General features: G+C 71.0%; 25 protein-coding genes. 7 read left to right on the top strand and 18 right to left on the bottom strand.

The window, feature by feature from the left end:
* Positions 1–63 precede the first annotated feature (63 nt).
* Together ACGFH9_RS07580 and ACGFH9_RS07575 are read right to left on the bottom strand one after the other, a co-directional pair.
* Complete coding sequence (locus ACGFH9_RS07580) at positions 64–468, bottom strand: roadblock/LC7 domain-containing protein (RefSeq protein WP_007455462.1); 405 nt, start codon at positions 466–468, stop codon at positions 64–66.
* A complete protein-coding gene (locus tag ACGFH9_RS07575; RefSeq protein ID WP_393216663.1) occupies positions 465–4025 on the bottom strand; it encodes a nitrate- and nitrite sensing domain-containing protein in 3561 nt (1186 codons plus the stop codon). Before ACGFH9_RS07575 ends, ACGFH9_RS07580 begins: the two co-directional genes overlap by 4 nt.
* 502 nt (positions 4026–4527) lie before the next feature.
* Here ACGFH9_RS07575 and ACGFH9_RS07570 point away from each other — a divergent pair.
* Positions 4528–4866 carry a hypothetical protein gene (locus tag ACGFH9_RS07570; protein ID WP_355246104.1) on the top strand — a complete coding sequence of 113 codons (339 nt, stop codon included), beginning with the start codon at positions 4528–4530 and terminating at the stop codon, positions 4864–4866.
* A 6-nt stretch (positions 4867–4872) separates the two neighbouring features.
* Here the strand turns inward: ACGFH9_RS07570 and ACGFH9_RS07565 are convergent, their stop codons facing one another.
* The gene (locus ACGFH9_RS07565) at positions 4873–5946 is read right to left on the bottom strand and encodes an adenosine deaminase (RefSeq protein ID WP_393216661.1); all 1074 of its coding nucleotides are present in this window, start codon (positions 5944–5946) and stop codon (positions 4873–4875) included.
* Between the two features lie 45 nt (positions 5947–5991).
* On the bottom strand, positions 5992–6435 hold the full coding sequence (locus ACGFH9_RS07560) for a PPOX class F420-dependent oxidoreductase (protein WP_393217007.1): 444 nt from the start codon (positions 6433–6435) through the stop codon (positions 5992–5994).
* Positions 6436–6467: 32 nt separating this feature from the next.
* On the opposite strand from ACGFH9_RS07560, the gene ACGFH9_RS07555 reads away from it, so the two are divergent.
* Together ACGFH9_RS07555 and ACGFH9_RS07550 are read left to right on the top strand one after the other, a co-directional pair.
* Positions 6468–6959: a MarR family transcriptional regulator gene (locus tag ACGFH9_RS07555; protein ID WP_355246113.1), complete on the top strand. Its 492-nt coding sequence runs from the start codon at positions 6468–6470 to the stop codon at positions 6957–6959.
* A 1-nt stretch (position 6960) separates the two neighbouring features.
* A complete protein-coding gene (locus ACGFH9_RS07550; protein WP_393216659.1) occupies positions 6961–8001 on the top strand; it encodes a putative RNA methyltransferase in 1041 nt (346 codons plus the stop codon).
* A gap of 2 nt (positions 8002–8003) precedes the next feature.
* Here ACGFH9_RS07550 and ACGFH9_RS07545 read toward each other — a convergent pair whose 3' ends face one another.
* The 3 genes from ACGFH9_RS07545 to ACGFH9_RS07535 all read right to left on the bottom strand — a co-directional run bounded on the left by ACGFH9_RS07545 (position 8004) and on the right by ACGFH9_RS07535 (position 10805).
* On the bottom strand, positions 8004–8684 hold the full coding sequence (locus ACGFH9_RS07545; RefSeq protein WP_393216657.1) for a DUF4272 domain-containing protein: 681 nt from the start codon (positions 8682–8684) through the stop codon (positions 8004–8006).
* Positions 8685–8764: 80 nt separating this feature from the next.
* Complete coding sequence (locus tag ACGFH9_RS07540; protein WP_393216655.1) at positions 8765–10045, bottom strand: thymidine phosphorylase; 1281 nt, start codon at positions 10043–10045, stop codon at positions 8765–8767.
* A 55-nt stretch (positions 10046–10100) separates the two neighbouring features.
* Positions 10101–10805, bottom strand: a complete 705-nt coding sequence (locus ACGFH9_RS07535) for a cytidine deaminase (RefSeq protein WP_393216653.1) — start codon at positions 10803–10805, stop codon at positions 10101–10103.
* Positions 10806–10979: 174 nt separating this feature from the next.
* Between ACGFH9_RS07535 and ACGFH9_RS07530 the strand changes: the two genes are divergently transcribed.
* Entirely contained in the window at positions 10980–11408 is a 429-nt protein-coding gene (locus tag ACGFH9_RS07530; protein ID WP_393216651.1) for a peptidase inhibitor family I36 protein, read from the top strand.
* Positions 11409–11470: 62 nt separating this feature from the next.
* Here ACGFH9_RS07530 and ACGFH9_RS07525 read toward each other — a convergent pair whose 3' ends face one another.
* The 5 genes from ACGFH9_RS07525 to ACGFH9_RS07505 all read right to left on the bottom strand — a co-directional run bounded on the left by ACGFH9_RS07525 (position 11471) and on the right by ACGFH9_RS07505 (position 17559).
* Positions 11471–12748: an ABC transporter permease gene (locus ACGFH9_RS07525; RefSeq protein ID WP_355625507.1), complete on the bottom strand. Its 1278-nt coding sequence runs from the start codon at positions 12746–12748 to the stop codon at positions 11471–11473.
* A 3-nt stretch (positions 12749–12751) separates the two neighbouring features.
* Entirely contained in the window at positions 12752–14107 is a 1356-nt protein-coding gene (locus ACGFH9_RS07520; protein WP_393216649.1) for an ABC transporter permease, read from the bottom strand.
* A complete protein-coding gene (locus ACGFH9_RS07515) occupies positions 14104–15615 on the bottom strand; it encodes an ABC transporter ATP-binding protein (protein WP_393217006.1) in 1512 nt (503 codons plus the stop codon). Before ACGFH9_RS07515 ends, ACGFH9_RS07520 begins: the two co-directional genes overlap by 4 nt.
* A gap of 250 nt (positions 15616–15865) precedes the next feature.
* Complete coding sequence (locus ACGFH9_RS07510) at positions 15866–16933, bottom strand: BMP family ABC transporter substrate-binding protein (RefSeq protein WP_355246199.1); 1068 nt, start codon at positions 16931–16933, stop codon at positions 15866–15868.
* Positions 16934–17211: 278 nt separating this feature from the next.
* Positions 17212–17559, bottom strand: a complete 348-nt coding sequence (locus ACGFH9_RS07505) for a hypothetical protein (protein ID WP_355246136.1) — start codon at positions 17557–17559, stop codon at positions 17212–17214.
* 180 nt (positions 17560–17739) lie between these two features.
* Here ACGFH9_RS07505 and ACGFH9_RS07500 point away from each other — a divergent pair, with 180 nt between their 5' ends.
* Positions 17740–18786, top strand: coding sequence for a LacI family DNA-binding transcriptional regulator (locus ACGFH9_RS07500; protein WP_393216647.1), 1047 nt, complete (start codon positions 17740–17742; stop codon positions 18784–18786).
* 251 nt (positions 18787–19037) lie between these two features.
* Here ACGFH9_RS07500 and ACGFH9_RS07495 read toward each other — a convergent pair whose 3' ends face one another.
* From ACGFH9_RS07495 to ACGFH9_RS07470, 6 genes are all read right to left on the bottom strand, one after another.
* Positions 19038–19475 (bottom strand): hypothetical protein, encoded by a 438-nt coding sequence (locus ACGFH9_RS07495; protein ID WP_355246142.1) that lies wholly within the window; start codon positions 19473–19475, stop codon positions 19038–19040.
* A gap of 107 nt (positions 19476–19582) precedes the next feature.
* On the bottom strand, positions 19583–19972 hold the full coding sequence (locus ACGFH9_RS07490) for a GntR family transcriptional regulator (RefSeq protein WP_393216645.1): 390 nt from the start codon (positions 19970–19972) through the stop codon (positions 19583–19585).
* Positions 19969–20892 carry a YhjD/YihY/BrkB family envelope integrity protein gene (locus ACGFH9_RS07485; protein WP_393216643.1) on the bottom strand — a complete coding sequence of 308 codons (924 nt, stop codon included), beginning with the start codon at positions 20890–20892 and terminating at the stop codon, positions 19969–19971. The genes ACGFH9_RS07490 and ACGFH9_RS07485 overlap by 4 nt, the downstream gene beginning before the upstream one ends.
* A 79-nt stretch (positions 20893–20971) precedes the next feature.
* A complete protein-coding gene (locus ACGFH9_RS07480) occupies positions 20972–21553 on the bottom strand; it encodes a 2'-5' RNA ligase family protein (RefSeq protein WP_393216641.1) in 582 nt (193 codons plus the stop codon).
* Between the two features lie 14 nt (positions 21554–21567).
* Positions 21568–22593 (bottom strand): tryptophan--tRNA ligase, encoded by a 1026-nt coding sequence (gene trpS / locus ACGFH9_RS07475; RefSeq protein ID WP_393216639.1) that lies wholly within the window; start codon positions 22591–22593, stop codon positions 21568–21570.
* Positions 22594–22626: 33 nt separating this feature from the next.
* Positions 22627–23667 carry a hemolysin family protein gene (locus ACGFH9_RS07470; RefSeq protein ID WP_393217005.1) on the bottom strand — a complete coding sequence of 347 codons (1041 nt, stop codon included), beginning with the start codon at positions 23665–23667 and terminating at the stop codon, positions 22627–22629.
* A gap of 335 nt (positions 23668–24002) precedes the next feature.
* On the opposite strand from ACGFH9_RS07470, the gene galE reads away from it, so the two are divergent.
* Both galE and galK read left to right on the top strand, forming a co-directional pair.
* The gene (galE, locus tag ACGFH9_RS07465) at positions 24003–24932 is read left to right on the top strand and encodes a UDP-glucose 4-epimerase GalE (RefSeq protein ID WP_393217004.1); all 930 of its coding nucleotides are present in this window, start codon (positions 24003–24005) and stop codon (positions 24930–24932) included.
* Positions 24933–24987: 55 nt separating this feature from the next.
* The gene (galK, locus tag ACGFH9_RS07460; protein ID WP_393216637.1) at positions 24988–26157 is read left to right on the top strand and encodes a galactokinase; all 1170 of its coding nucleotides are present in this window, start codon (positions 24988–24990) and stop codon (positions 26155–26157) included.
* Positions 26158–26495: the final 338 nt, after the last annotated feature.

Below are 26495 nucleotides of genomic sequence, written 5' to 3'. Positions count from 1 at the left end.
CCCACCGGTGGAACTCGTCGTTCTTGTCGTTTCAGTTGCGCCGACCGCACGATCGGCGAGGCGTCAGCCCAGCATGCCCGCGGCCGCACGCGGCTGCGGGGTCAGGGCGTCGCCCACCCGGTCGACCAGTAGCGCCATCTCGTAGCCGACCTGCCCGACGTCGGAGCTGCGGGCCGCCAGCACGGCGAAGGACGAGCCGTCCGAGATGGACATCAGGAACAGGAAGCCATTGTCCATCTCCACGACGGTCTGCAACACCGCGCCTCCCTCGAAGCAGCGGGCCGCACCCTGGGTCAGGCTGACCAGACCGGACGCGATCGCGGCGAGCTGGTCTGCCCTGTCCCGCGGCAGGTCCCGTGACGACGCGAGGAGCAGGCCGTCCGCCGAGACGGCGACCGCGTGTGCGACACCCGGCACCCGGTCGGCGAAGTTGGCCAGCAGCCAACCAAGATCCTGCGTAGTTGTCATCCTTCTTGCTCCTTCTGCCCGCTCCCGGCCGCTGGGCCTGAGCCAGACTGCGAGGATTGCTGCCCTCCCGGAGTCTCCTCCGGGCTGGTCGGGTTGTCCGAGGTGCTACGCCCTCGCTGCACGCCCCGGTGGTAGGCGGAGAGCAGGCCACGGACCGCCTCCGGGGAACGTCGCTGGACCGAGGTGGCGGGCTTCTCCACCGCGCCCGGCACCAGCTGCGCCATCGGCTTGCGCTTGGGCAGGCCGGTCGTGGTGGTCTCGTTCACCGGCGCCGCGGTGGCCGCGGCCGAGGCCGCACGCCAGCCGTCGTCGGCGGCGGTCTGCCAGCCGTTGCTCTGCGATTGGGGCCGACGGTTCGGCAGGCCCTCGGCGAGGCCGGGGCGTGGGCCCCCGTTCGCTGTCGACCCGTTGTCCCGCGGCGCTCCTCCGGCCGTCGGAGTGTCTGCCATCGGTGTGTTACCTGTCGTCCCGGGTGGTGTCTTGTGGGCTGCCCGACCGCTGGCATCGACCGCGGCGAACTGCTGGGTCGCGTCCCCGCCGTTGGCCGACGGCGCGGCAGCGGTCACGGTCTCCTCCGACCCCGGACGACGGGTACGGAACCAGGCGGACTCGAGCTCCCGGAAGATCGGCAGCTCCATGGTCTCGTCCGCGTACCGCTGGCGGTTCTGGGCCTGCGGCTGCCGCGGCGCGGGACGGGCCGGTGCCGGCGCTGCCTGGGCCTGCGGGGCCGACGGCGCCTGAGGCTGCGGCGCGGGGGCCAATGGCTGGACCGCGGTGGTCGGCTGTTCGCCGGGTCGCGGCACCCGGGGCAGTTCCGTCGTCATGTCCAGTGCGGCGGCGAGCCGCTCGGGAACAGGCGGGGTCTGCGCGTCCCGCTCGCCACCGGGGACCGGCGGCCAGGCCGGCGGCGCCGGAGCGCTGGGTGCCGGAGCGGGCGGGGCGGACCGGGGGGTGAAGCCGCTGAACGACTGGCTGGAGGCCGGCGGCGCCGAGTACGGCTGACCGGAGGCCGGAGCGGCGGACACCGGCGGGTTGCCGTACGGCGCACCCGAGTACGGCTGACCGGAGTACGGCTGGCCGGACGCCGGCGAGGCGGAGACCGGCGCGCCGGAGTAGGGCTGGGCGGAGTAGGGCTGGGCGGAGACCGGCGGTGCGGAGTACGGGTGCGCCTCCGGGCTGCTGGGAAGCTGCCGCGGGATGTTCGGCTGCTGGCCGCCGTTCGGCTCGTCACCGGCCCGACGCTGCGGCAGCGGGTCGATGGTCTGCCCGTTGGCGCTCCGGGGGGTGAACCCGTCGCCCGCGTTGACGCCGTTCGTCGCGCTCGCACCGGTCAGGTCCGACCAGGCGGGCATCGACCGGTACGCGCCCGTGTTGGCGGGCGTACCGGCACCGTTGCGCGACGCCGGATCGAACGGCCGACCACCGAGGGTGACCTGGTTGCCGGACTCGCCGGGGCGTGACCCGTTGCCCAGCGCGGGCAGCGCGCCGAGGACCGGCGACGGCCCAGCGGACTGCGGGCCGCCGGCGGCGGGAAGGGCCGGCGGCTGCTGCACCCGGCCGGAGAGCGCCCGCGGCACCAGCACCGAGGTCGGCAGGGTGACGTCGGCGACCGTGCCACGGTCGGCGCCGGGGCGCAGCTCGACACGAACGCCGTGCCGCGACGCCAGGCGGGCGACCACGACCAGGCCCATCATCCGGGAGACCGCCACGTCCACCTGCGGCGGCGTCGCGAGCTTGTCGTTGAGCTCGTGCAGCTGCTCGCGGCTGATGCCGATGCCGCGGTCCTCCACGTAGAGCGAGGCGCGGTCACCGACCCGGCGGGCCTCGACCATGACCTGCGAGTCCGGCGGGGAGAACGCGGTGGCGTTGTCGAACAGCTCGGCGACGAGGTGCACCAGGTCGTTGACCGCGTGCGCGGCGACCTCGATGTCCCGGTCGATGACACCGAACTCGATGCGGGTGTAGTGCTCGACCTCGGACTGCGCCGCGCGCAGCACGTCGATGAGCGCCGCCGGCTCGCGCTGCACGCGGGTGGAGTCGGCACCCGCGAGAACGAGCAGGTTCTCGTCGTTGCGGCGCATCCGGGTGGCCAGGTGGTCGAGCTGGAACAGCTCGGCCAGCCGGTCCGGGTCCTCCTCGCCGCGCTCCAGCCGGTCGAGGTGCCCGATGAGGCGGTCGACCAGGATCTGCGAACGACGGGCCAGGTTGACGAACATGGTCGCGACGGAGGCACGCAGCGCCGCCTGCTCGGCGGCCGTGCGGACGGCCTCCAGGTGGACGGCGTTGAACGCCTCGGTCACCTGACCGAACTCGTCCTTGCTGCGGACCGGCAGCGGCTCGGCGATCTGGTTGGCCAACTGCACCGGGGAGAGCTGCCCGACGACCTGCGGGTCACGCAGTCGGGCCACCGCCTGCGGCAGGCCGTACTGGGCGACGGAGAGCGCGCCCTGACGCAGCTCACGCAGCGAGCGAGCCATCGAGCGGGCGACCAGGTACGCGAAGAGGATGGCCAGCAGCAGCATGCTGAGCAGCAGGCCGGTCTCCAGGAACACCTGACGCTGGACGTCCGAACGCAGGTTGTCGGCCTCGGCCACCACGTCGCCGTCAAGCTTGGTCTCCACGGAGCGGATCAGCTTGGCGTTGGCCGTCATGGCCGCGTCCCACTGGTCCGGACCGAAGGGAGCGCCGCGCATGTCGCCGGTGGTGTTGCCGTCGATCCAGCCGGTGTATTTCTGCGCCTCACGGCGGTCACCACCGGCGACCGTCTGGTCGTGGAACTTCGCCTCGTCCGGGCTGGCGACCGCCTTGAAGCTCTGCAGCGCCTGCTGCTGGCCGGTGCCGCTGGCGATGTAGTCGGTGCGCAGTGCCGGAGTCAGCCGCTGCCCGCCCTGCACCCCGAGGGCCCGGTGGACGACGACCCGGCGGACGGCGAGGAACTCCTTCTCGCGCGCCACGGCCGCGGCGGCCCGCATCCGGTCGCTCAGGTCGCTGTTGCCGGCGAGCTGGGTGGCCGAGTCACGGATGGCGAGCAGGTCGTTGATGAGACCCTCGTACGCCTGGACGGCCTCGGCGAGCTTGAGCTTGCCGGCGAACACCTGACTGCGGACGCCCGGCAGGTCCTTGAGGTTCTGGTCGATGCCGTCGAGCAGGCCTTCGAGGCTGCCCGGCAGGTCCTCGACGTCGCCCCGCTGCTGCCGGTACGGACCGGTCGCCTGGTCGACCCGGGAGTTCACCCGGTTGTAGGCCTCCTGGTACTGCGCCTTCGGCTGGGTACCCGTCGCCTGGAGCAGCAGCACGGCGGTGGTCCGCTCGTCCTGCAGGGTGTCGATCAGGTCACCCGAATAGCTCGACAGGTTGGCCAGGTCGCCGGCCCGGTTGGCATTGTTGAGCGAGTCCAGGTGGTCGACGAGACCACTGGTGCCCACAACGACCGTGGCGATGGTCGGCACGATCATGATGAGACCGAGCTTGGACCAGATCGGCATGTCCCGGAGTCGACTGGCCGGCCGGCGCAGTCGCGACAGGAAGGAGCCCGCCGTCTTTGGCCGTTTGCTCACGTCACCGCCCTCGCGATTACAGCTTGAACGCGTTGCCCCGGGCAACGCCCAGCGACCGACCCGGCGGGTCGGACCCCCGAGATTCCATCACGACGCCCGGCAAGAAGAAAGCCCAGGTTGTCACCGGCTCAAGGTGTGATGAGATGTTGATGCGATTTGATAGCAGTCTGTCTGGCCGGAGTAACTGAAGGTAATGGAAAATCCCCACCGCGTCGTCCTGCTCGCCGGCCCCTCAGGCTCCGGAAAGTCGTACATTGCGCAGCAAACCGGCCTGCCGGTGCTGTGCCTGGACGACTTCTACAAAGACGGCGATGACCCTACGTTGCCGCGACGAAACGGCCAGGTCGATTGGGAATCTCCGCAGTCCTGGGACGCCTCGACCGCCGTCGAAACGATTGCGCGACTTGCCCGCGAGGGCCGCGCCGATGTGCCGGTTTATGCGATCGGCGCGGATCGACGGGTAGCCACCCGGCCATTTGACGTCGACGGATCGCCACTTTTCGTGGCCGAAGGGATTTTCGCCGCCGAGATCGTCCAGGAGTGTCGCCGTCGAGGGCTGCTCGCCGGGGCGTACGCGCTGCGTCGTCCACGGGGGGCGACGTTCCTGCGCCGGCTGGCCCGCGACCTGGCCGAGCAGCGCAAGGCACCCCGGGTGCTGGTCCGGCGCGGGGTGGCGCTGCTGCGGGCGGAGCCCGCGGTGCTGCGCCGCCAGACGGGTCTGGGCGCCGAGGCGGCCCGGGCCCGGGAGGTGCTGCGCCGGGTGGCCGGCCTGCTCGCCGGCCACCACTCCCACGCCCGGGAAGGCCACTCCCACGGCCGGACCGGCCACCCGCACGGCTGACGGAGGTCAGGCCAGCAGCTTGGCGTACGCCGGCTTGATCACCTCGTCGATGATCCGCAGTCGCTCGTCGAACGGGATGAAGGCGCTCTTCATCGCGTTGATGGTGAACCACTGCAGCTCGCGCCAGCCGTAGCCGAACGTCTCCACCAGCAGCGACATCTCCCGGGACATGGACGTGCCGCTCATCAGCCGGTTGTCGGTGTTGACGGTGGCCCGGAACCGCAGGTCCCGCAGCAGACCGATCGGGTGCTCGGCGATCGAGGCCACCGCACCGGTCTGCACGTTCGACGACGGGCACAGTTCCAGCGGAATCCGCTTGTCCCGGACGTACGCGGCCAGCCGACCGAGCGCGCCGTCCGGGGTGATGTCGTCCACGATCCGTACGCCGTGACCGAGCCGGTCCGCACCGCACCACTGGATCGCCTGCCAGATCGACGGCAGGCCGAACGCCTCACCGGCGTGGATGGTGAAGTGGAAGTTCTCCCGCTGCAGGTATTCGAAGGCGTCCAGGTGGCGGGTGGGCGGGAACCCCGCCTCGGCGCCGGCGATGTCGAAGCCGACCACCCCGGCGTCGCGGTGCCGCACGGCCAGCTCGGCGATCTCCTGCGAGCGGGCGGCGTGCCGCATGGCGGTGAGCAGCGTGCCCACCCGGATGGTCAGACCCGCCTCGACGGCCTGGGCGGTTCCCTCGGCGAACCCGGCCAGCACGGCCTCGACCACCTCGTCCAGGCTCAGGTCCCGTTCCAGGTGTTGCTCGGGAGCGAAGCGCACCTCGGCGTAGACGACCCCGTCGGCGGCCAGGTCCAGCGCGCACTCACGCGCCACCCGGCGCAGCGCCGGCCCGGTCTGCATGACCGCGACGGTGTGCGCGAACGTCTCCAGGTAACGCTCCAGCGACCCCGAGTCGGCGGCCTCCACGAACCAGCGTCCGAGCGCGTCGGGGTCGGTGGTGGGCAGCTCGTGCCCCACCTCCGCCGCCAGCTCGACGATCGTCGCCGGACGCAGCCCGCCGTCGAGGTGATCGTGCAGCAGCGCCTTCGGGACCTTGACGATGTCCTCGTACCGGATAGTTGCGACCATGCTCAGACCCTAGTCAGCCTGCTGGGGCCGACCACGCCAGCCCGCTCATCCTGGCCAGCCGTAGACACGGTCGACGGCGAGCCGCAGGACCACCCGCCCGTCGGCGACCATCGCGGCGCGGTAGTCCGCCCAGTCCGGGTGGTCGCCGCGGATTCCCCGGTAGACCTCGACCAGCTCGTCGACCGCCGCGTCGTCGGTTGCCGCTGCCGGCTCGGTGAGGGTGACGGTTCCCTCGGCGACCGCGTACGCGCCGCCGTCCGGCGTTGTCACGTGGAAGCTGGCCCGAGGGTCGCGGCGCAGGTTGCGCACCTTCGCCCGGTCGCCCGTGGTGGAGCAGCGGATCAACGCGGGTTCGGCCAGGTGGTCGAGGTTGGACAGTTGGGGTCGGCCGTCGCGGCGCAGGGTGACGAGCACGCCTCGTCCGCGGGCGCCGAAGAGGTCCCACAGCTTATTGGTTGACGTGTCATCGACCGTAGGAGGCGATTCGATGACATGTCAACAAAGACGCTAGGCTGAACGGCATGGAAGCGACCCGGTGGCTGGACGAACGCCAGGACCACGCCTGGCGGGGCTACCGCCGGATGCGTCGCCTGCTCGACCTGGAACTGGCCCGGGAGCTGACCGAGGACGCCGGCCTGTCCGAGCCGGACTACGACGTGCTCTCCGACCTCTCCGAGACGCCGCAGGGCCGGCTGCGCCTCAGCGAACTGGCGGACCGGATGCTCTGGTCCCGAAGTCGACTCTCCCACCACCTGACCCGAATGCAGCAGCGCGGCCTCGTTGCCCGGGAGGAGTGCCCGGACGACGCTCGCGGCGCGATCGTCGTACTCACCCGAGCGGGTCGGAACGCCATCGAGGCCGCCGCCCCCGGCCACGTGGCCGCCGTCCGTCAGCACTTCCTCGACCTGCTCACCCCGGCCGAGGTCGAGGCGCTCGGCGCGTTCACGCACCGGGTCGTCGACCACCTCGCGCAGAGCCGCGCGCCCCGCCCCCGACGGGGCCCGGAGGCCTGACGTGGACCCGCGCATCCTCGACCGGCTGAGCTGCCCGGTCTGCGGCGAGACCCTTGCCGAGACGACCGCCGGCACCGCCCGGGCACTGCGCTGTCCGCGCGGGCACACCTTCGACATCGCGCGTCAGGGCTACGTGAACCTGCTCACCGGTCGGGCGCCACACGTCGGCGACAGCGCCGAGATGGTCGCCGCACGCGCCGACTTCCTGGCCGCCGGGCACTACGACGTCATCTCGGCCGCGCTCGCCGCCGCCGCGACCGAGGCCGTCGCGCGCCTGCGCGCGACTCCCGCGCCGCCGACCGCCGCCGCTCCGCCCGCCCCCACCTCGGCCGCCGCCGCTCCGCCCGCCCTTTGCTCTGCTTCCACCGACGCAACACTTTCCGCACCGCACTGTCGCGTGGAGGGAAGCAGAGCAAAGGACGCAACCACAGGGGTACGGCCCGAACAGCCGGCGGCGGGCTCTGACGCGTACCCCCTGGTGGTGGACGCCGGCGCGGGCACGGGCCGCTACCTCGGCGCGGTGCTGGCGGCGCTGCCGGACGCCGTGGGTCTGGCCCTGGACGTCTCCAAGCCGGCGCTGCGTCGCGCGGCGCGGGCGCACCCCCGGGCGGCGGCGGCGGTCGCTGACACCTGGCAGCGACTACCACTGGCCGACGGCGCTGCGGCCGTGTTGCTGAACGTGTTCGCTCCGCGCAACGGCCCGGAATTCCACCGGGTGCTCGACCGTGCCGGCACGCTGCTGGTGGTGACTCCCGCCGCCGACCACCTCACCGAGCTGGTGGACGCGCTGCGCCTGCTGCGGGTGGACCCGGACAAGGCCGACCGGGTGGCCGGTTCGCTGGGTGGTCACTTCACGCCGGTCAGCTCGACCGAGCACCGCGCGGAGCTTGCCCTGACCCGGCCGGAGATCGGCACGCTGGTCGGGATGGGTCCGAGTGCCTGGCACACCGACCCGGCGGCGCTCGCCGACCGGCTGGCCGCGCTGCCCGAGCCGGTCCGGGTGTCCGTGGCGGTCCGGCTGGACGCCTACCGACCCCGCTGACCTCAGGTCGAGAGGTCGACCTCTTCCCAGCCGGGGGGCTCGTCGTGGTAGGGCCCGCGCAGGATCACCGCCCATTCCAGCGCCCAGCGCCGCTGCCCGATCGCGTTGGCGTCCACCATCCCCGGCAGGGGGCGGCCGCTGCGCTCGGTCTCCAGGTACGCCCAGTCCAGGCAGTAGTGCAGATCGAGCAGGGCCGCCGCGTCGGCCGGATGCTGCGGCGCGGCGAGGATGCGGGACTGCCAGAGCCCGAAGGTCTCCCCCTCGGCGATGTGCGGCAGCCGCTCGACCAGCCGCTCGTCCACGGACAGGGTCGGGTCGAGCTGCTTGCTCAACCCGAGCACCCAGGTCAGCGCGAAGAGCGCGTCGTGGTGCAGCACGAACGAACGGTGGTCACCCTTGCCGCCCATCACGAACTGCCACTCCGGCGGGGTGACCATCTCGACCAGGTGCGAGCCGAGCAGCCAGCTCATCGCGGCCTGCGGAGGCATCCCGAAGCAGCGGGCCAGGATGAGGTGCAGCACGGCGATGCGCGCCTCGATCTCGGGCCGGGGGCGCAACTCGATCTCGTCACCCGGTTCCCACACGAGCGGAAACTGGGCCGGCGGCAGCGGCAGGCCGAGCCGGGACAGCTCGTCCAGGCTCGCCTCACGCACCTCGCGAGGGTCGGGGGCAGGTACGGTCACGGGGCAACTTCCTGTCTGCACGCGACGCCTTTGGCCTGCGACAATAGCGCTCCCAGGTGACCGGCACCACGCCGCCCCGGTCAGCCGATCCGCTCGATGACCAGGGGCCCCACGGTCGGCGCGCTCGGTGCAATGTGCACCGCGCGAGTTGCCTCCGCCAGGGCCGCCGAAATCCGGGCCGGATCCTCGGCCCGGAGCTCGTAGAGAGGGTCGCCAGCCCGCACCGCGTCACCCGGCCGCTTGTGCAACACCACACCGGCCGGCGCGCTCACCGGGTCCTCCTTGCGGGCCCGGCCCGCGCCGAGCCGCCAGGCCGCAAGTCCCATGGCGTACGCGTCGACGGCCGCCACGTATCCGTCCTCGTCGGCCCGGACCACCTCGACCTCGGCGGCGGTCGGCATCGGCGCGTCCGGGTCGCCGCCCTGCGCCCGGATCATCGCCCGCCAGGAGTCCATCGCCCGGCCGTCGCGCAGGGCCGCCCCGGGGTCGACGTCCGGCAGGCCGGCGGCGTCGAGCATCTCGCGGGCCAGCGCGAGCGTCAGCTCCACCACGTCGGCGGGCCCGCCTCCGGCCAGCACCTCGAGCGACTCGGTCACCTCGACCGCGTTGCCGATGGTCAGGCCGAGCGGAGTGGACATGTCGGTGAGCAGGGCGACCGTCCGTACGCCGTGCGCGCCACCCAGCTCCACCATCGTGCGGGCCAACTCGCGGGCCTGGTCGACGGACTTCATGAAGGCGCCCGAGCCGACCTTGACGTCGAGGACCAGCGCGCCGGTGCCCTCGGCGATCTTCTTGCTCATGATCGAGCTGGCGATCAGCGGGATCGCCTCCACGGTGCCGGTCACGTCGCGCAGCGCGTACAGCTTGCGGTCGGCGGGAGCGAGCCCCGCACCGGCCGCGCAGATCACCGCGCCGACCTCGCCGAGCTGGCTGATGAACTCGTCGTTGCTCAGCCCCGCCCGCCAGCCCGGAATGGACTCCAGCTTGTCCAGCGTGCCACCGGTGTGCCCGAGACCGCGCCCGCTGAGCTGCGGAACGGCGGCACCGCAGGCGGCAACCAGCGGCGTGAGCGGCAGGGTGATCTTGTCGCCGACACCGCCGGTGGAGTGCTTGTCGACGGTGGGACGCCGTACCGCCGAGAGGTCCAGCCGCTCACCGCTGGCGATCATCGCGGCGGTCCACCGGGCGATCTCCGCCCCGGTCATGCCGTTGAGCAGGATCGCCATGGCCAACGCCGACATCTGCTCGTCGGCGACGACCCCCCGGGTGTACGCGTCCATCACCCAGTCGATCTGCGCGTCCGACAGCACACCCCCGTCCCGCTTGACCCGAATAACGTCAACAGCAGCGAACCCACTCATGAAAGATTTTTCCTCGTCTGTTGCAGATCCCAACCCGCGGCCCCCGCCCCCAAGCTCAACCCCACCGAACCGGGATCTCCAACGGTGGCTCCCCCTCACCGGCCCAGAAGATCGTGCCCGTCTCGTCCACCACGACGACGCGCGGTGTCCGGGCCAGCCCCCAGGTGATCGCCTCGGCGGGGTCGTCCCAGCTCGGCGCCTCCTCCAGCACTCCGGTCTCGGCGCCCGCGTCGTCCCCGGCCGACCGCTCCCAGTACGCCGTCCAGACCTGCTGCCCCGCGGACATGTCCGGGTGCACGAAGACGGTGCCGCGGCCGCGCCAGGCGGCCAGCCGCTCCGGGACCACCGGTACCGGAGTCTCGCCGGTCACCGCCTCCAGGTCCTGCACGCCGAAGGCGTGCGGCAGCAGCTCGGCCATCCGCAGCGGGCGGGTCTTCGTCTCGACCAGGCACTCCGGGCCACCGTTCTCCCAGAGCAGTTGCCGGCACCGGCCGCACGGCATCAACGGCTCACCGGTGGCGTCGACGCAGGAGAGCGCGACGAGGCGACCGCCACCGGTGGCGTGCAGGCTGGACACCACTCCGCACTCGGCGCACAGCGTCACCCCGTACGCGGCGTTCTCCACGTTGCAGCCGACCACCACGCGACCGTCGTCGACAAGCGCGGCAGCCCCGACAGGGAACGTCGAGTACGGCGCGTACGCGTGCCGCATCGCCTCGGTGGCGGCGGCGCGAAGTCGTACCCAGTCGATCTCGGTCATCCCATCATTCTGCCGAAGCAACGCAGGTCAGACGCGGCCAGGGTGCCGGTCGGCAGGGCTGCGCGGCGCATACAGACCACCTCGAATGCCACGATTACCGCATCAAGTGGCTGTCAAGAGCGTGAAGGTATCGTTCAGCAGCGAAACGTACGAACGATCATGAAGGGATCTGTTGTGCGAATCGCAAAACGAGTCGGGGCTACGCTGACCGCGTTCGGACTGGCCCTCGGTGGAGTCACCATAGCCACAACCACGAGCGCCCAGGCCAGCGCGAGTCAATGCAAGTCGGGCCAGGTCTGCCTGTTCGAGGGCGCGAACTTCAGTGGCGGCGTCTTCCGGGTGAACGGATGCGACACCGACCTCGGCGACAACACTTTCGACAACGGCAACCGGGTGGTGGACCACACCTCGTCCATCATCAACAAGAGCGGTAGTGCCGTCTTCGCCTACGAGTTCCCCGACCCCTACCGCAACAAGGGGTACGAGCTCGGCGTAGCGGGAGGCAATTCCCTCTCGAACCTGAGCAACGTCCAGGTGCTCGACTACCGCACCGGCACATTCAAGAACGTGAACTTCGACGACAACGCGTCCGCCGTCTGCTAGACAGCGCACACGCGAAGGCGGCGGTCGACCGGATCCCGGTCGACCGCCGCCTTCGCGTGTTGTCAGCCCTTGATGTAGGGCTTGCCGTCCGCCGCCGGTGCCCGGACCCGGCCGACCAGGCCGGCGACCGCCAGGATCGTCGCCAGGTAGGGCAGCATGGCCAGGAACTGGCTCGGGATCACGCTGTTGATGGCACCCAGGTAGGTGGCGAGCTGGTCGGCGAAGCCGAAGAAGAGCGCGGCGAGCAGCGCCCCGGTCGGGTTCCACCGTCCGAAGATCAGCGCGGCCAGCGCGATGAAGCCCTTGCCGCCGATCATGTTCTTGGTGAACGAGTAGAGCGCCAGCGTGTACGACGCGCCGCCGATACCGGCGACCACGCCGGCCAGCAGCACGTTGCGGTAGCGCACCCGCAGCACCTTGACGCCGAGCGTGTCGGCGGCGATCGGGTGCTCGCCCACCGACCGGGTCCGCAGCCCCCACCGGGTACGGAACAGCCCGATGTGGATCACCAGCACCAGCAACAGGCCGAGGTAGAGGAAGATGTTGCCGCGGAACAGCGCCGGCCCGAGCACCGGGATGTCCTTGAGGAGCGGGATCTCCCAGTTGCTGAAGCGCGGCGCGCTGTTGTACTTCTCCGCGTCGGTCTGCATCAGCCGCTCGTAGAGGAAGCCGGTGACACCGACCGCCAGCAGGTTCAGCACGATGCCCATGACGACCTGATCCACCAGGTAGCGGATGGCGAAGACGGCCAGCAGCAGCGAGATGAGCGCGCCACCGATGGCGGCGGCGACCAGACCCACCCAGACGTTGCCGGAGATGCTGCCGAACAGTGCGCCGCTGAACGCACCCATCAGCAACTGCCCCTCGATGGCCACGTTGACCACGCCCGAGCGTTCACAGAGCACGCCGGCGAGCGCACCGAAGATCAGCGGCAGAGCCAGGATGAACGTGCCTCGGATGATGTTGACCAGCGGCATGAAGTTCTGCCCGGTCGGCGCGGCGGAGACCTGCCAGCAGAGGAAGGAGAGCACGAAGGCGACCAGCCCGACGCCGAGCACCGGCAGGAACCAGCGCTTCGGCACGCCGGCGAGCAGAGCCGCGCCGGCGGCGATCGTGATGATCCCGAACAGGATCGCGCCGATCGTGCCGTTGATCTCCAGCGCGGCGCCGGCCGCGTCGTCGCTGAGCGTGAAACGGGCCTGCTGGCCGGTGGCGAGCGCTCCGAACAGCACCGCCGCCAGCAGGCCGAGCGCCGTCAGCGTGAGGCCGACCTTGCGGGTCCGGGTCCAGAAACCCTCGTCGACTCCGACCGCGACGTCGGGGACAGCCATGGTGGACATCGGTTACCAGCCCTTCGCCAGGCTCGTCTGCAACCGGGCGGCCCGTGCGGCCCGGAGCTGGAAGATCGCCTTCACCAGGGCGGGTGCGGCGATGAAGATGACGATCAGCGCCTGGAGCACGGTCACCAGCTCCAGCGAGATGCCGGAGTACGACTGCATCCGGTTGCCGCCGGCCTGGAGCGCGCCGAACAGCAGCGCGGCGAGCAGCACCCCCCACGGCTTCACCCGGCCCAGCAGCGCCACCAGGATGCCGTCGAAGCCGATCTGGGCCACCACCAGCGGCGTCAGGGCGCTGGCGGTGGAGCCGAGCACCATGTTCGAACCGCCGAGCCCGGCCAGGACCCCGGAGAAGACCATGATCAGGATGTACGTCCGGGTGACGCTGATGCCGGCCGTCCGCGCGGCGTCCGGGTTGGCGCCGACCGCGCGCAGCTCGAAGCCGAGCGTGGACCGGTTGAGCAGCCAGGCGACCGCCCAGGTGGCCAGCACGGCGAGCAGGATGCCCGCGTGCACCCGCAGGTTGTCACCGAGCAGTCGGGGCAGTTGGGCGGACGTGTCCACCCCCTTGCTGATCGCGTCGGTCCGCGTCGGGTCCTGCACGCCGTTCTGCACGATGAGCCAGGTCAGGAAGTACGTGGCGACGTAGTTGAGCATGATCGTGTTGATCACCTCGTGGGCACCGGCACGAGCCTTGAGGATGCCCGGGATGAAGCCCCAGATCGCCCCGCCCAGCGCGCCGGCGAGCACCGCCACGAGCAGGTGCAGACCGGGCGGCAGCGGCAGCAGGAAGCCGGCCAGCGCGGCCAGGATCACGCCGATGGTGGCCTGACCCTGCGCGCCGATGTTGAACAGGCCACCGCGGAAGGCCAGCGCCACCGCCAGGCCGGTGAAGACCAGGGGCGCGGCGTACGTCAGCGTCTCGGAGATCGGCGCGAGTACGGCCTGCCAGCCGTTGCTGCCGTTCACCCACCCGGAGAACGCCTCGGGGTCGAAGATCGAGCCCTTGAACAGGTTGGCGTACGCCTCGCTCACCAACGTCCAGCTCGAACTGAACGCGTCCGAGGGGCGGGCGGTGATGTAGGTGTAGGTGTGCAGCACGTCCGGGTCGGAGACGACCATCAGCACCGCGCCGACGACGATCGCCAGCACCAGCGACAACAGGGTCACCGTGAAGGTGTTGGCCGCCCAGAGGTTGTCCAGGAAGAGCCGGCCCAGGGAGGGCTTCGGCTCCGGCGTCTTCTCCGTGGTGGTGGTGGTGCCGGCCCGCTCGGTGTTGCCGAGGGCGTTCTGCGCCGCCTGCGCCTCGCTCGCCGGCTCCTTGTCCGGGGAGCCCGACTGCGGATTGGGGTTGGTGGTCATGCCTCGTCCTCGCTCGCGGGGCTGTCGGCAGACGCCGGACCCCCGTCGGCTGTGCCGGCCGCGTCCGGGCGGATGCCGGCCATCAGCAGACCGATCTCCTCACGCGGGGTGTCCGAGTCGACGATGCCGATGATCCGTCCGCGGTACATGACCGCGATCCGGTCGGCCAGCCCGACCACCTCGTCAAGCTCACTGGACACCACCATGACGGCCGTGCCGATGTCTCGCTCGTGGATGATCTGGCTGTGGATGAACTCGATCGACCCGACGTCCACGCCACGGGTGGGTTGGGCGGCGATGAAGAGCTTCAGCGGCCGGGACAGCTCCCGTGCCACGATCACCTTCTGCTGGTTGCCGCCGGAGAGGGTGCCCACCGCCGCGTCCGCCGATGAGGTGCGGACGTCGAACTGCTCGATCCGCTCGCGGGCCGAGGACGCGATGGCGTCCGGCTTGAGGGCGAGCCCGGTGCCGAACGGTGGCCGGTCGTAGATGTCCAGCACCAGGTTCTCGGCGACGCTGAACTCCTTGACCAGGCCGTCCACGCTGCGGTCCTCGGGCACGTAGCCGACGCCGGCGCGGAGGACTCTCTTGGTCGTCCACCCGTTGATCTGGTCACCGCCCAGGCTGACCGTGCCGGCGAGCACCGGACGCAGGCCCATGATCGCCTCGATCAGCTCCGTCTGGCCGTTGCCCTGCACGCCCGCCACGCCGAGCACCTCACCCGCGCGCACGGTCAGGTCCACGCCGTCGACAGCCCGGACCTGCCGGTCGTCGTCGACGACCAGCCCGGCAACCTCCAGCACCGGCTCGCCCGGCGTGGCCGTCGACTTGTCGACCGTGAGCCGCACGCTGCGGCCGACCATCAGCGCGGCCAGCTCGTCCCGGCTGGTCTCCGGCGAGGCCGTGCCGACCGTCCTACCGCGCCGGATCACCGTGATCCGGTCGGCGATCGCCTTGACCTCGCCCAGCTTGTGGGTGATGAAGACGATCGACTTGCCGGCCGCCTTCAGCGACCGCATGACCGTCAACAGCTCCTCGGTCTCCTGCGGCGTGAGCACGGCGGTCGGCTCGTCCAGGATGAGCAGGTCCACGTCGCGGGTGAGCGCCTTGACGATCTCCACACGTTGCTGGATGCCGACCGGCAGGTCCTCGATCACCGCGTCCGGGTCGACCCGCAGGTTGTAGCGCTCGGACACCTCGGTGACCTCGCGCCGGGCCCGTCGCCGGTCCAGGAAGCCGGCGATGCCGCCCCGGACCTGCTCGGCCCCGAGCATGATGTTCTCGGCCACGGTGAAGACCGGCACCAGCATGAAGTGCTGGTGCACCATGCCGATTCCAGCCCCGATGGCATCGGACGGGCCCTTCAGCTTCAGCGGCGTGCCGTCGACCAGGATCTCGCCCTCGTCGGGCTGGTATAGCCCGTAGAGCACGTTCATCAGGGTCGACTTGCCCGCGCCGTTCTCGCCGAGCAGGGCGTGGATCTCTCCAGGCTCCACCGTCAGATCGATGTGGTCGTTGGCGACCAGATCACCGAACCGCTTGGTGATGCCGCGCAGTTCGAGTCTCAGCGCAACCTCCTGGAGTGCGAGCGATGGTGCAGCCTAGCTGCCGTCGACCGGCCCGGAGCGGCCTGGCCGACGCGGTGCGCGATCGGCCGCTCCGACCCACGCGGTCACCCACGGGGCCGAAGCGGCCGATCGGTCGTACCTGTCCCCCACCGACCCCTCCGATGATCTCACCGGGGAGGCCGGGCCGACGTCACTTGGTCGGCTGGGCCTTCGAGGTGACGGTGATGGTGCCGGCGGCGATGTCCGCCTTGATCTTCTCGACCTCGGTCTTCAGCTCGGCCGGGACCTTGCCGTCGAAGTCGTGGTACGGGGCGATCGAGACACCGGTGTTGGCCAGGGTGCCGACGAAGCCCGGCTCGGCCTGCAGCTTCTCGCCACCGGCCGCCTTGAGCACGGCCTCCTTGACGGCCTCCGGGATGTTCTTGACGACCGTCGTGACGATCGCGGCGCAGTCCGGCGTGCTCTCGCAGCCGTCGACGTCCACCCAGATGGTGCTGTACTTGCCGCCGGAGGCCTTGGCCGCCGAGGTGGTGCCGAGGCCGGCGCCGCCGGCGACCGGCATGATGATGTCCGCACCCTGGGCGACCAGCGCGTCGGAGACCTTCTTGCCCTCGTCCTGCTTGTCGAAGGCGTTGGTGAAGGAGCCCTTCTGGGTCTCCTTGTTCCAGCCCAGCGCCTGGACGTTCTTGCCCTTGGTGGTGTTGTAGTACTTCACACCGTCGACGAAGCCGTCCATGAAGATCGTCACCGGCGGGATCGGCAGGCCGCCGTAGGTGCCGACCTTGCCGCTCTTGCTCATGCCGGCGGCGAGGTAGCCGGCCTGGAACGCGGCCTGGGCGGTGTCAAACTGCATCGGGTAGACGTTGGCGTCACCCGGCTTGGCGTCGACGATGCCGAACTGCTGGTTCGGGTTCGCCTTGGCGATCTTCGAGGTGGACTCGGCCATCAGGCCGCCGACCGCCAGGATGAAGTCGCACTTCTGGTTGACGAACTGCGTCAGGTTCGGCTCGTAGTCCGCCTGCGCCTTCGACGCGACGTACTTGATGTCGATGTTGTCGTTGGCGGCCTTGGCCGCCTGCAGGCCCTTCCAGGCCGAGGTGTTGAACGACTTGTCGTCGATGCCGCCGACGTCGGTCACCATGCAGGCGCTGTACTTCTTGGCGCCACTGCCGGCGTTCTTGTCATCATCGGGGGCCTCGCCACACGCGGCGGCGCTGAGCACGAGCCCACCTACCGCGAAGATCGAGGCGATCCGCATCCCACGCACCGAGCGCAAGACGTCTCCTTCCCATTGCACACCGCGCCTAGTGCGGTGGCAGCCCATCAGCCGACCTGCGGGTGTGCCGCCGGCTGTCCCACGTTACGGACGGGAGCGTACGCCCGCGCCCACCCACCGGCCGACAATCGTGCACGACTGTTGAGCGCCTGTTACCCGGGTGTAACCCTTGCGTGGGGCACATCACTCTTCGTGCTGCTAACCGAGCGCCGAGGCGTCGTGGATGTCCGGTTTCCGGCAAGCGGTCACCTCTTCGGACGCTACCGCCAAAAGACCGCCACTGCCGCGTTGACCAGGGTCAGGCCGACAATCGCGAGGAAGTGACCGCGATTGACCACGTCCCGCTTCCGGGAGAAGAAGACCATGACGAAGATCAGCAGCGCGATCACCAACTTCGTCACAAGTTTTGCCGGGTCCGGCTCGGCGTCGCCGCCGCCGCGCAGGGGCGCGGAGAGCCCGAGCCCGGTCAGCAACTGGATCACGGCACCCCAGAGCATGGCGGCGTTGATCCGCAGTTTCCCGCTGACGTACTGGGCAATCGAACCACCGAGCAGCAGAGCGAAGCCGATCAGGTGGACGTAGAGGAGGATGAGTCGGAGTGCTTCCACGTCACTCATCCTCCCCTATCAACGACATTTTGTAGTAGTGGGGTCGCCGGTTCCGCGGTCCAGGCTCTACCGTCCGGCACGGGTCGAACGACCCCGCGCACCGCCGAAGCAAGAGGTTGCAGACAACGGAAGGGCTTGCAGGGCGCTCCGCAAGAACTTGCCGGTGGGCACAGTGCCGCCATGCGCGCTCGACTGTCCGACATCGCCCAGCAGGCCGAAGTCAGCGAGGCCACGGTGTCGCGGGTGCTCAACGACCGCCCCGGCGTGGCGGCGGAGACCCGGCAGGCGGTTCTCACCGCCCTCGACGTGCTCGGCTACGAGCGACCGGCGCGACTGCGCAAGCGCAGCGCCGGCCTGGTCGGCCTGGTGGTGCCGGAGCTGGACAACCCGATCTTCCCGGCGTTCGCGCAGGTCATCGAGTCGACGCTGGCGCAGAGCGGGTTCACCCCGGTGCTCTGCACCCAGACCGCCGGCGGCGTGACCGAGGACGAGTACGTGGAGATGCTGCTGGACCGGCAGGTCTCCGGGATCGTCTTCGCCTCCGGCCTGCACGCCGACACCGCCGCCAACCACGACCGCTACCGGGCGCTCATCGCCCGGCCGCTTCCGGTCGTAATGATCAACGGGTACGTCCCCGACGTCGCCGCCCCCTTCGTCTCCTGCGACGACCGGGAGGCCGCCGACCTGGCGGTGGCCCACCTCGTCGCGCTCGGGCACCGACGGATCGGCCTGATCACCGGCCCGGACCGCTTCGTGCCGGTGCGGCGCAGGGTCGCCGGCTGGCGAGCGGCGATGACCCGGCTGGCCGGCGTCGCCGAGGCCGATCTCGGCCCGCTGGCCGAGCTGACGCTGTTCGGTGTGGAAGGTGGCGAGGCGGCGGCCGGCCGGCTGCTCGACCGTGGTGTCACCAACCTGGTCTGTGGCTCCGACCTCATGGCGCTCGGCGCGGTGCGGGCGGCCCAACAGCGCGGCCTGACCGTGCCGGGCGACCTCTCCGTGGTCGGCTACGACGACTCGCTGCTGATGGCCTTCACCGACCCACCGCTGACCACCGTGCGGCAACCGGTCACCGCGATGGCGGTAGCCGCGGTCCGGGCACTGGTGGACGAGATCAACGGGCACGGCGCCCCGCACTCGGAGTACCTGTTCCGCCCCGAGCTGGTCGTACGCGGCTCCACGGCGGTCGCCCCGGCGGCCGTACGTCTTCCGTACGCCAGGTCCGCCTGACTCTCACCGGCGCCGGCGGCGTGTCGCGCCGAGCCGGCGAGCGCGCGCCGCGCACCGATCACCCGCTGCCGGTCGACCCGGTCACCTGGTTGGAACGGCGCTGAGCGGGTAACCCAATCCCGACCTGGTCGTCCGTCGTGCCCCGCGCCAACGGGCGACTGGGCTGCCGGCCCCTTGTGGTGGGGGGTGAGGTGCACCGGCGTCACGCGGAGCGAACTCCGCGCGGCGCCGGTGTTCGTCTGCCGCCCGCGTCACTTGGCGGTGAGCAGCGCCGCGATCCGGGTGAAGCCAGCGCGCACCTCGGCCTCGTTCGGCGGTTCGGCGGGTTCGCCGTGACCCGCCTCGTCGGCTGCGGCGTCCAACTCCTCGTCGATCACGTCCTCGAAGTCGCCGTACAGGTCAGCCCCCTCGACCTGCCGGGCCTCGTCCTCGGCGGCCACCTGCGCGGCGGCGATCTCGCTGCGGATCTCGTCGGCCGACAGCGCCGGCAGCAGCGGTTCCACGACGGCCATCAACTGCTCCTCGGCCACCACCGCCTCGGCCAACGCCAGCGCGTGCGGCCGTTCGTACGGCCCGCACACCACCGGCTCCCACTCGTCCAGGTCCCCGAGCGGCCCGAAGGTGATGATCCACGGCAGGCCGAGCATCGGCGAGTCGGCCGGTAGGTCCAGTGTCATGAGTGCGCCCACGGGCTCATCATGGTCCGCGAACGTGAGCGCCGGTGCCGTTCTGTTCAGTTACCGCCCGTCCGGCGTCCGATCGGCACCCGTTCAGCGCGGGCTTCGTCGTCCTCGGCTCAGTCCTGCCGGGTGGCGTCGACGGCGGCGCGGACGAGAGCGACAGCGCGGTCAGGGGGTACGCCCAACCGCCGCGCCTCGGCGGCGTACTCGACGGCGACCCGGTGCAGCCGGTCGACGGCGTCGTCCCGGCCGGGGGCGACGAAGGTGCCGTTGCGTCCCCTGGTCTCCAGCAGCCCGGCCGCCTCCAGCTCCCGGTACGCCCGCGCCACCGTGTTCGCGGCCAGGCGCAGGTCGGCGGCGAGCTGCCGAACGGTGGGCAGGCGACTACCCACCGGCAACCGGCCGTCGCCGACCAACTCGGCGAGCTGCACGCGCACCTGCTCGTACGGGGGCACCGGCGAGTCCTGGTCGACCGTGATCAGCACGTCGGGCATCTCCGCCGTCATCCCGCACCCCCCGGAGCACCGGGATCGGTGTTCTCGTCCACATCCACCGCCGGAGCGCCCTCGGCCAGGTCCACCACGCGTCCGCTCCGGCTGGTCGCGAGCAGCGCCGCCCCGAACAGCACCAGTTGGTTCAACAGATAGAGGTAGAGCAGCAGACCGACCGCGCCGGCCACCACGGTGTACGCCGGATTCCGCTCGGTACGCACCACGTAGTACCGCCCCACCGTGTTGAGCAGCGTGATGCCGACCGCCACCAGCAGCACCACCGGACGTAACCGGGACCGGCTCATCCGCAGTCGGGGCACCGCGAGCAGCAGCGCGGTGGCGAGGACCGCGTTGACCAGCACACTGAGGACGGCACTGATGGTGGTCAGGCCGACCGACCCGGTGCTGCGCAGCAGGAAGCGCAGCAGTGATTCCAACGCGTCCACCGCCGCCACCGAGAGGCCGAGCAGCACGAAGACGCCGATCATCACACCCAGGTCGACAAGCCGCCGGACGACGAGGTTGCCGGGCTGCTGGTTGAGCGCGTACATGAGCCGCTGGGAGGAGCGGATGGCCTCCACCCAGCCGATGCCGGTGAACACCAGGATGACCAGGCCGACCACCCCGACCGTGCCGCTGGAGTTGGCGATCTGCTGCGCGTCCAGGAACGGCAGGTTCTCCTTCAGGAACCCGGCCGCCGCCTCGCTGACCTCGTCGTTGTCCTCCAGGATGGCGCCGAAGATGGAGTACGCGACAAGAGCGAGAGCGAAGACGGCGAAGAAGCCGTAGTAGGCGATCGCTGCGGCGAGCCGCCCGGCCAACACCTCGGCGTAGAGCGCCCCGGCACGCCACACGTGGTCGAACAGGTTCGACCGGCTGCGCGCGGCACTCACCCAGCGGTCGACGCCCGCCTCGATCCGGCCGATCACGTTCACGCGATCATCCTCGCCGATCTCCCGCCGCCGTCCCGGCAACCAGTACAAGACCGCTCGCCGCCCGGCGCGTCGCCGAACGTCAGTCGCCGAGGCGGAAGTCCCGGCGCGGCTGCCACCGGGTCTGCCCACTGTGCGAGAACAGGGTGAACCCGTCGACCTCGAACATCGCGGAGAAGTCGGCCAGATCCTCGTACACCTTGTCCAACGCCTCCGGAGCGACGTCCTGGGCCACGGTGACGTGCGGATGGTACGGGAAGCGGGTCTGGCGGTGCAGTCCCGGCGCGGACGCGATGGCCGCGGCCAGCAGCTCGCATTCGCTGATGCCGGCGGCCACCGCCACGAACACCACCTGCGTCACCGGCCGGAACGTGCCCGTGCCCCGCAGGTGCAGCGTGAACGGCAGATGCGCGGCGGCCACTGCGGCCAGGTGCCGCTCGACGCCAGGCAGCACGTCGGTCGGGATCTCGGTCGGACCGAGCAGCGTCACGTGCGCGGGCACCGCGAGGGGATCACCCGCCTCGACCCGTCGCCGGGTGAGTTGCGCCCCCCACGGCTCCGGGATGTCCACCGCGATGCCGATCTGCACGGTGTCGCCGGTCGACGGCACCCCGCCACTGCGATCCACACCCCGTGCCACCACGTCGGCCACCGACTCGCCCACCTGTCCCCGCAGCGTTATTCGCCGCGCACCGGCGGGAAGAAGCCGATCCGCTCGTACGCGGACCGCAGGGTCGCGCCGGCTACGGACCGGGCCTTCTCCGCGCCGGCGGCCAGCAGCTTGTCCAGCTGGGCCGGGTCGTCGAGGTACGTACGCGTGCGCTCCTGGATCGGACGGACGAACTCCGCCACCACCTCGGCCAACTCCTTCTTGAGGTCGCCGTAGCCGCGACCGGCGAACGCCGACACGAGGTCGTCGATGCCACGCCCGCTGAGTGCCGAGTAGATGGTCAGCAGGTTGGACACGCCCGGCTTGGTCTCGGCGTCGAAGACGATCTCCCGACCGGTGTCGGTCACCGCGGAGCGGATCTTCTTGGCGGACCGGGCCGGGTCCTCCAGCAGGTCGATGATGCCCGCCGGCGAGGACGACGACTTGGACATCTTCGCCGTCGGGTCCTGCAGGTCGGTGATCTTCGCGGTGTCCTTCACGATGTGCGGCGCGGGCACGGTGAACGTCGCGCCGAACAGCGAGTTGAAGCGCTGGGCGAGGTCGCGGGACAGTTCCAGGTGTTGGCGCTGGTCCTCGCCGACCGGCACCGCGTTGGCCTGGTAGAGCAGGATGTCGGCGGCCTGCAGGACCGGGTAGGTGAACAGCCCGACGCTGGCCCGCTCGTTGCCCTGCTTCTGCGACTTGTCCTTGAACTGGGTCATCCGGCTGGCCTCGCCGAAGCCGGTGATGCAGCCGAGCACCCAGGCCAACTGCGGGTGCTCGGGCACCTGCGACTGCACGAACAGGGTGCTGCGGTCGGGGTCGATACCGACCGCGAAGAGCTGGGCGGCCGCCACCCTGGTCCGTTGACGCAGCACCGCGGGGTCGTGACCGGCGGTGATCGCGTGCAGGTCCACCACGCAGTAGAACGCGTCGTGGGTGTCCTGCAGGGCCACCCAGTGCCGCACGGCTCCCAGGTAGTTGCCGAGGTGGAACGAGTCGGCCGTCGGCTGGATGCCGGAGAAGACGCGGGGTCGCTCGGGAACGTCGGGCATGACGATAATTCTGTCAGCAAGCGAGCGGAGCCGTCATGACGGGCCGGCGCGTCGGCCCCGGCCCGCCGGTGTCGGGGCGCTGACCTCGCGTCGCCCGGCCGTACCCACCCGTCGACCCGACCCCACGGGGACGGCGCGCTGCTGCCCCGCGGCGCTCCCGTCCGCCTCGCGCAGAAGGCCGGTGGCGGGGTCACGTCGCTGTTCCGGCACCCGCACCGCCGTCACCGCGAGCCGGGCGACCCGGCGTCCGTCCAGGGCCAGCACCCGCAGCAACCAACCGACGGCCGGGGCCGCCGGATCTCCGCTCCCGCCGTCGGACGGCTCGGCGGGTACCGGAACCTCGTCCCCGGCCAACGGCAACCGACCCAGCACCGCCATCACGTACCCGCCGACCGTCTCGTACGGCCCGGCGGGCAGCACCACCCCGGTCCGCTCGGCGAAGTCGGCGAGGTTGCGTCGGCCGTCGACCACCGCGGGCAGGCCGGCGTGCCCCGAGTCGGGTGTCGCGTCGTACTCGTCGTGGATCTCCCCGACGAGTTCCTCGATGAGGTCCTCCAGGGTGACGATGCCGGCGGTCCCGCCGTACTCGTCGATCACCACCGCCAGGTGGTGGCCCTCCCGACGCATCTCGGTGAGCGCGGCCAGGACCCGCTTGCTCCCGGGCACCTGCTTGACCTCGCGGGTCAGCTCGCCGACGGTGCAACAGGGGTCGGCGTCCGGACGCAGCAGCACGTCCCGCAGGTGCACGAACCCGACCACGTCGTCATGGGTGCCGTCGGTGACCGGGTAGCGGGTGTGCGTCTCGGCCCGCACCAGCCGGGCGGCCTCGGCGATGGTCAGCCGGGCCGGCAGGAAGACCACCTCGGTGCGGGGCATCATCACCTCGCGGACGAGGCTCGCTCCCGCCACCAGCACCTCGTCGATGATCCGCCGCTCGTCCGGGTCGAGCACCGTGTTGGCCGCGACCAGATCCCGCAGCTCGGCCTCGGAGATGCGCTCCCGGCCGGCCGCCGGACCGGTGCCGAGCAGATTGGTGACGAGGCGGCTGGCACCGTCGGCGGTACGGACGAGCATCCGGGCGACGGCTCGGGCAAGCGGCCCGGGGTCGCGGCGGGACGCTCCCCGCACGCGTCGCCGGAGCCCGGAACGGGCCGCTTCCCGCATGACAGAGATGGTAGACACCGTGCGCCCGCCACACGGGAGATCACACGCAGTCACCGGGACATGTGCGGCTCTGTTTAAACATGAGAGATTATGATGGAATGGTGGGCGGCGCGATCCACACTGCTTTCCATCGCCGCCGTAGGGTGATCACCAAGGGCCACGTCCCGGCGGGCCAGGCAGGAGGCAACGACGTGAAACTGCTCGTCACCGGGGGTGCCGGCTTCATCGGCAGCGTGGTGACCCGGATGCTGCTCGACGCCGGCCACCAGGTCGTCGTCCTGGACGACCTGCGCACCGGTCACCGTGCGGCACTCGCACCGGACGCGACCCACGTCGAGGCGTCCATCCACGACGCCGCCCAGGTCCTCACCCCCGACGCCGGCTTCGACGGAGTGCTGCACTTCGCCGCCCTCATCGCCGCCGGCGAGTCGATGGTGAAGCCCGAGCTGTACTGGCAGAACAACACCGTCGGCACGCTCGCCCTGATCGACGCGGTCCGCGCGGCCGGGGTGCCCCGGATGGTCTTCTCCTCCACCGCCGCCGTCTACGGCAACCCCACCGAGCTGCCGATCACGGAGACCGCGGTCAAGGCGCCCACCAACACGTACGGCGCCACCAAGCTCGCCGTCGACATGGCGCTCACGTCCGAAGCCGACGCGCACGGGCTGGCCGCCGTCTCGCTGCGCTACTTCAACGTCGCCGGCGCGCACCTCGACGGCGACGTCGCACTCGGCGAACGTCACGACCCGGAGACGCACCTCATCCCGATCGCCCTCGATGTCGCCGCTGGTCGGCGCGAGAAGCTCCAACTCTTCGGCGACGACTACCCCACCGTGGACGGCACCTGCGTGCGCGACTACATCCACGTCGCCGACCTCGCCCGCGCACACCTGCTGGCACTGGACGCCGCGACCGCGGGTCAGCACCGCATCTACAACCTCGGCAACGGAACCGGCTTCACCAACCGCCAGGTGGTCGACGTGGTCCGCGAGGTGACCGGTCACCAGCTTCCGGTCGAGGTGGCGCCGCGCCGCGAGGGCGACCCCGCCGAGCTGGTCGCCTCCTCCGCGCTGGTCCGCGACGAGCTGGGTTGGGTGCCCCGCAAGCCCACGCTGCACGACATGGTCGGCGACGCCTGGGCCTTCTACCGCGCGCACGTCCTGGAGCAGTCGTGAGCGCGAGGAGTGAGCCGGGTTTGCGAGCCCCGCAGTCGCGAGCAGAGGAGGCACGATGACCGGCCCCACCGGTGACGTCGTCGAGCGGGCCACCGTCGGCTTCACCGATCAGTACGACGCTCCGGCCGCCGGTCTCTGGGCCGCACCCGGTCGGGTCAACCTGATCGGCGAGCACACCGACTACAACGACGGGTTCGTGCTGCCCTTCGCGCTGCCCATGCGTACCGTGGTCGCCGCCGACCGGCGGGACGACGAGCGCTGGACGGCCTGGTCCGAGCTCTCCGGCGAGACGATCGACTTCGACGCCGACGACGTGGCCGAGCCCGGCCGGGTGACCGGTTGGGGCGCGTACGTGGCCGGGGTGGTCTGGGCGCTGCGCGACGCCGGCCACGCGGTGCCCGGCGCCCGGCTGGCCATCGCCTCCGACGTGCCGCTGGGTTCCGGGCTCTCCTCGTCGGCCGCGATCGAGTCGGCCGTGCTCGCCGCCCTGCTCGACCTGGCGGGGCTGGAGCTGCCCGCCGAGCGACTGCCCCGGCTGGCGCAGCGGGCGGAGAACGTCTACGTGGGTGCGCCGACCGGCATCATGGACCAGTCCGCCGTGATCCGCTGCCGCGTCGGCCACGCGCTCTTCCTCGACTGCCGCGACGAGTCGGTCGAACACATCCCGTTCGACCTGGACGCCGCCGGGCTTGCCGTGCTGGTCATCGACAGCCGCGCGCCGCACCGGCACGCCGACGGCGAGTACGCGGCCCGCCGCCGATCCTGCGAAGCTGCCGCCGAGGCGCTGGGCGTTCCGGCGCTGCGCGACGTGACCGTCGACCAACTCGACGCCGCCCTGGCCCGGCTCGACGACACCGAGACCCGACGCCGGGTCCGGCACGTGGTCACCGAGGACCAGCGCGTGCTGGACACCGTCGCGCTGCTGCGCGCCGGCCGGGTGCGGGACATCGGCCCGCTGCTCACCGCCTCGCACGTCTCGATGCGCGACGACTTCGAGATCACCGTGCCGGAGATCGACACAGCTGTCGAGGCGGCGCTGTCGGCCGGCGCGCTGGGGGCACGGATGACCGGCGGCGGGTTCGGCGGCTGCGTCCTCGCCCTGGTGGAGAACGACCGCGCCGACGCGGTGTCCGACGCCGTCCGGGCCGCCTACGCCGAGCGCAACTACACCGCCCCCACCACGGTCCCGGTCCTCCCCGCCCCCGGCGCCACCCGCCTGCGCTGACCCCCGCCGGCGCTCCCCGGGCGCTCCCCGGCGTCCCCGGCGTTCATCCCGGTTGATCAAGAGGTCTGCGTCAGAATCCGGGCTCGGATTGACGCAAACCTCTTGATCACCGGCGAGCTCGGGGATGGAAGCGGGATGATCGTGCTTGTTCATGGAAGTAGTTGCCTTCCCGTTCGGGGAGGCCACTACTTCATGGATCGAGCGCGAGCAGGCGCGCGGCGCGAGCAGGCGCGCGGCGCGGGTTAGGCCGTGTGTCAAGGTCCTCGGTCGAGCCGAGGGGCGGACGGCGGACACCACGATGAGGGTGATGCCTGTGAGTCATCTTGATGACCCACAGG

This window comes from Micromonospora sp. NPDC049102, from assembly GCF_043197485.1.
GTDB lineage: Bacteria > Actinomycetota > Actinomycetes > Mycobacteriales > Micromonosporaceae > Micromonospora.
This window is presented reverse-complemented; position numbering and strand designations above follow the sequence as displayed.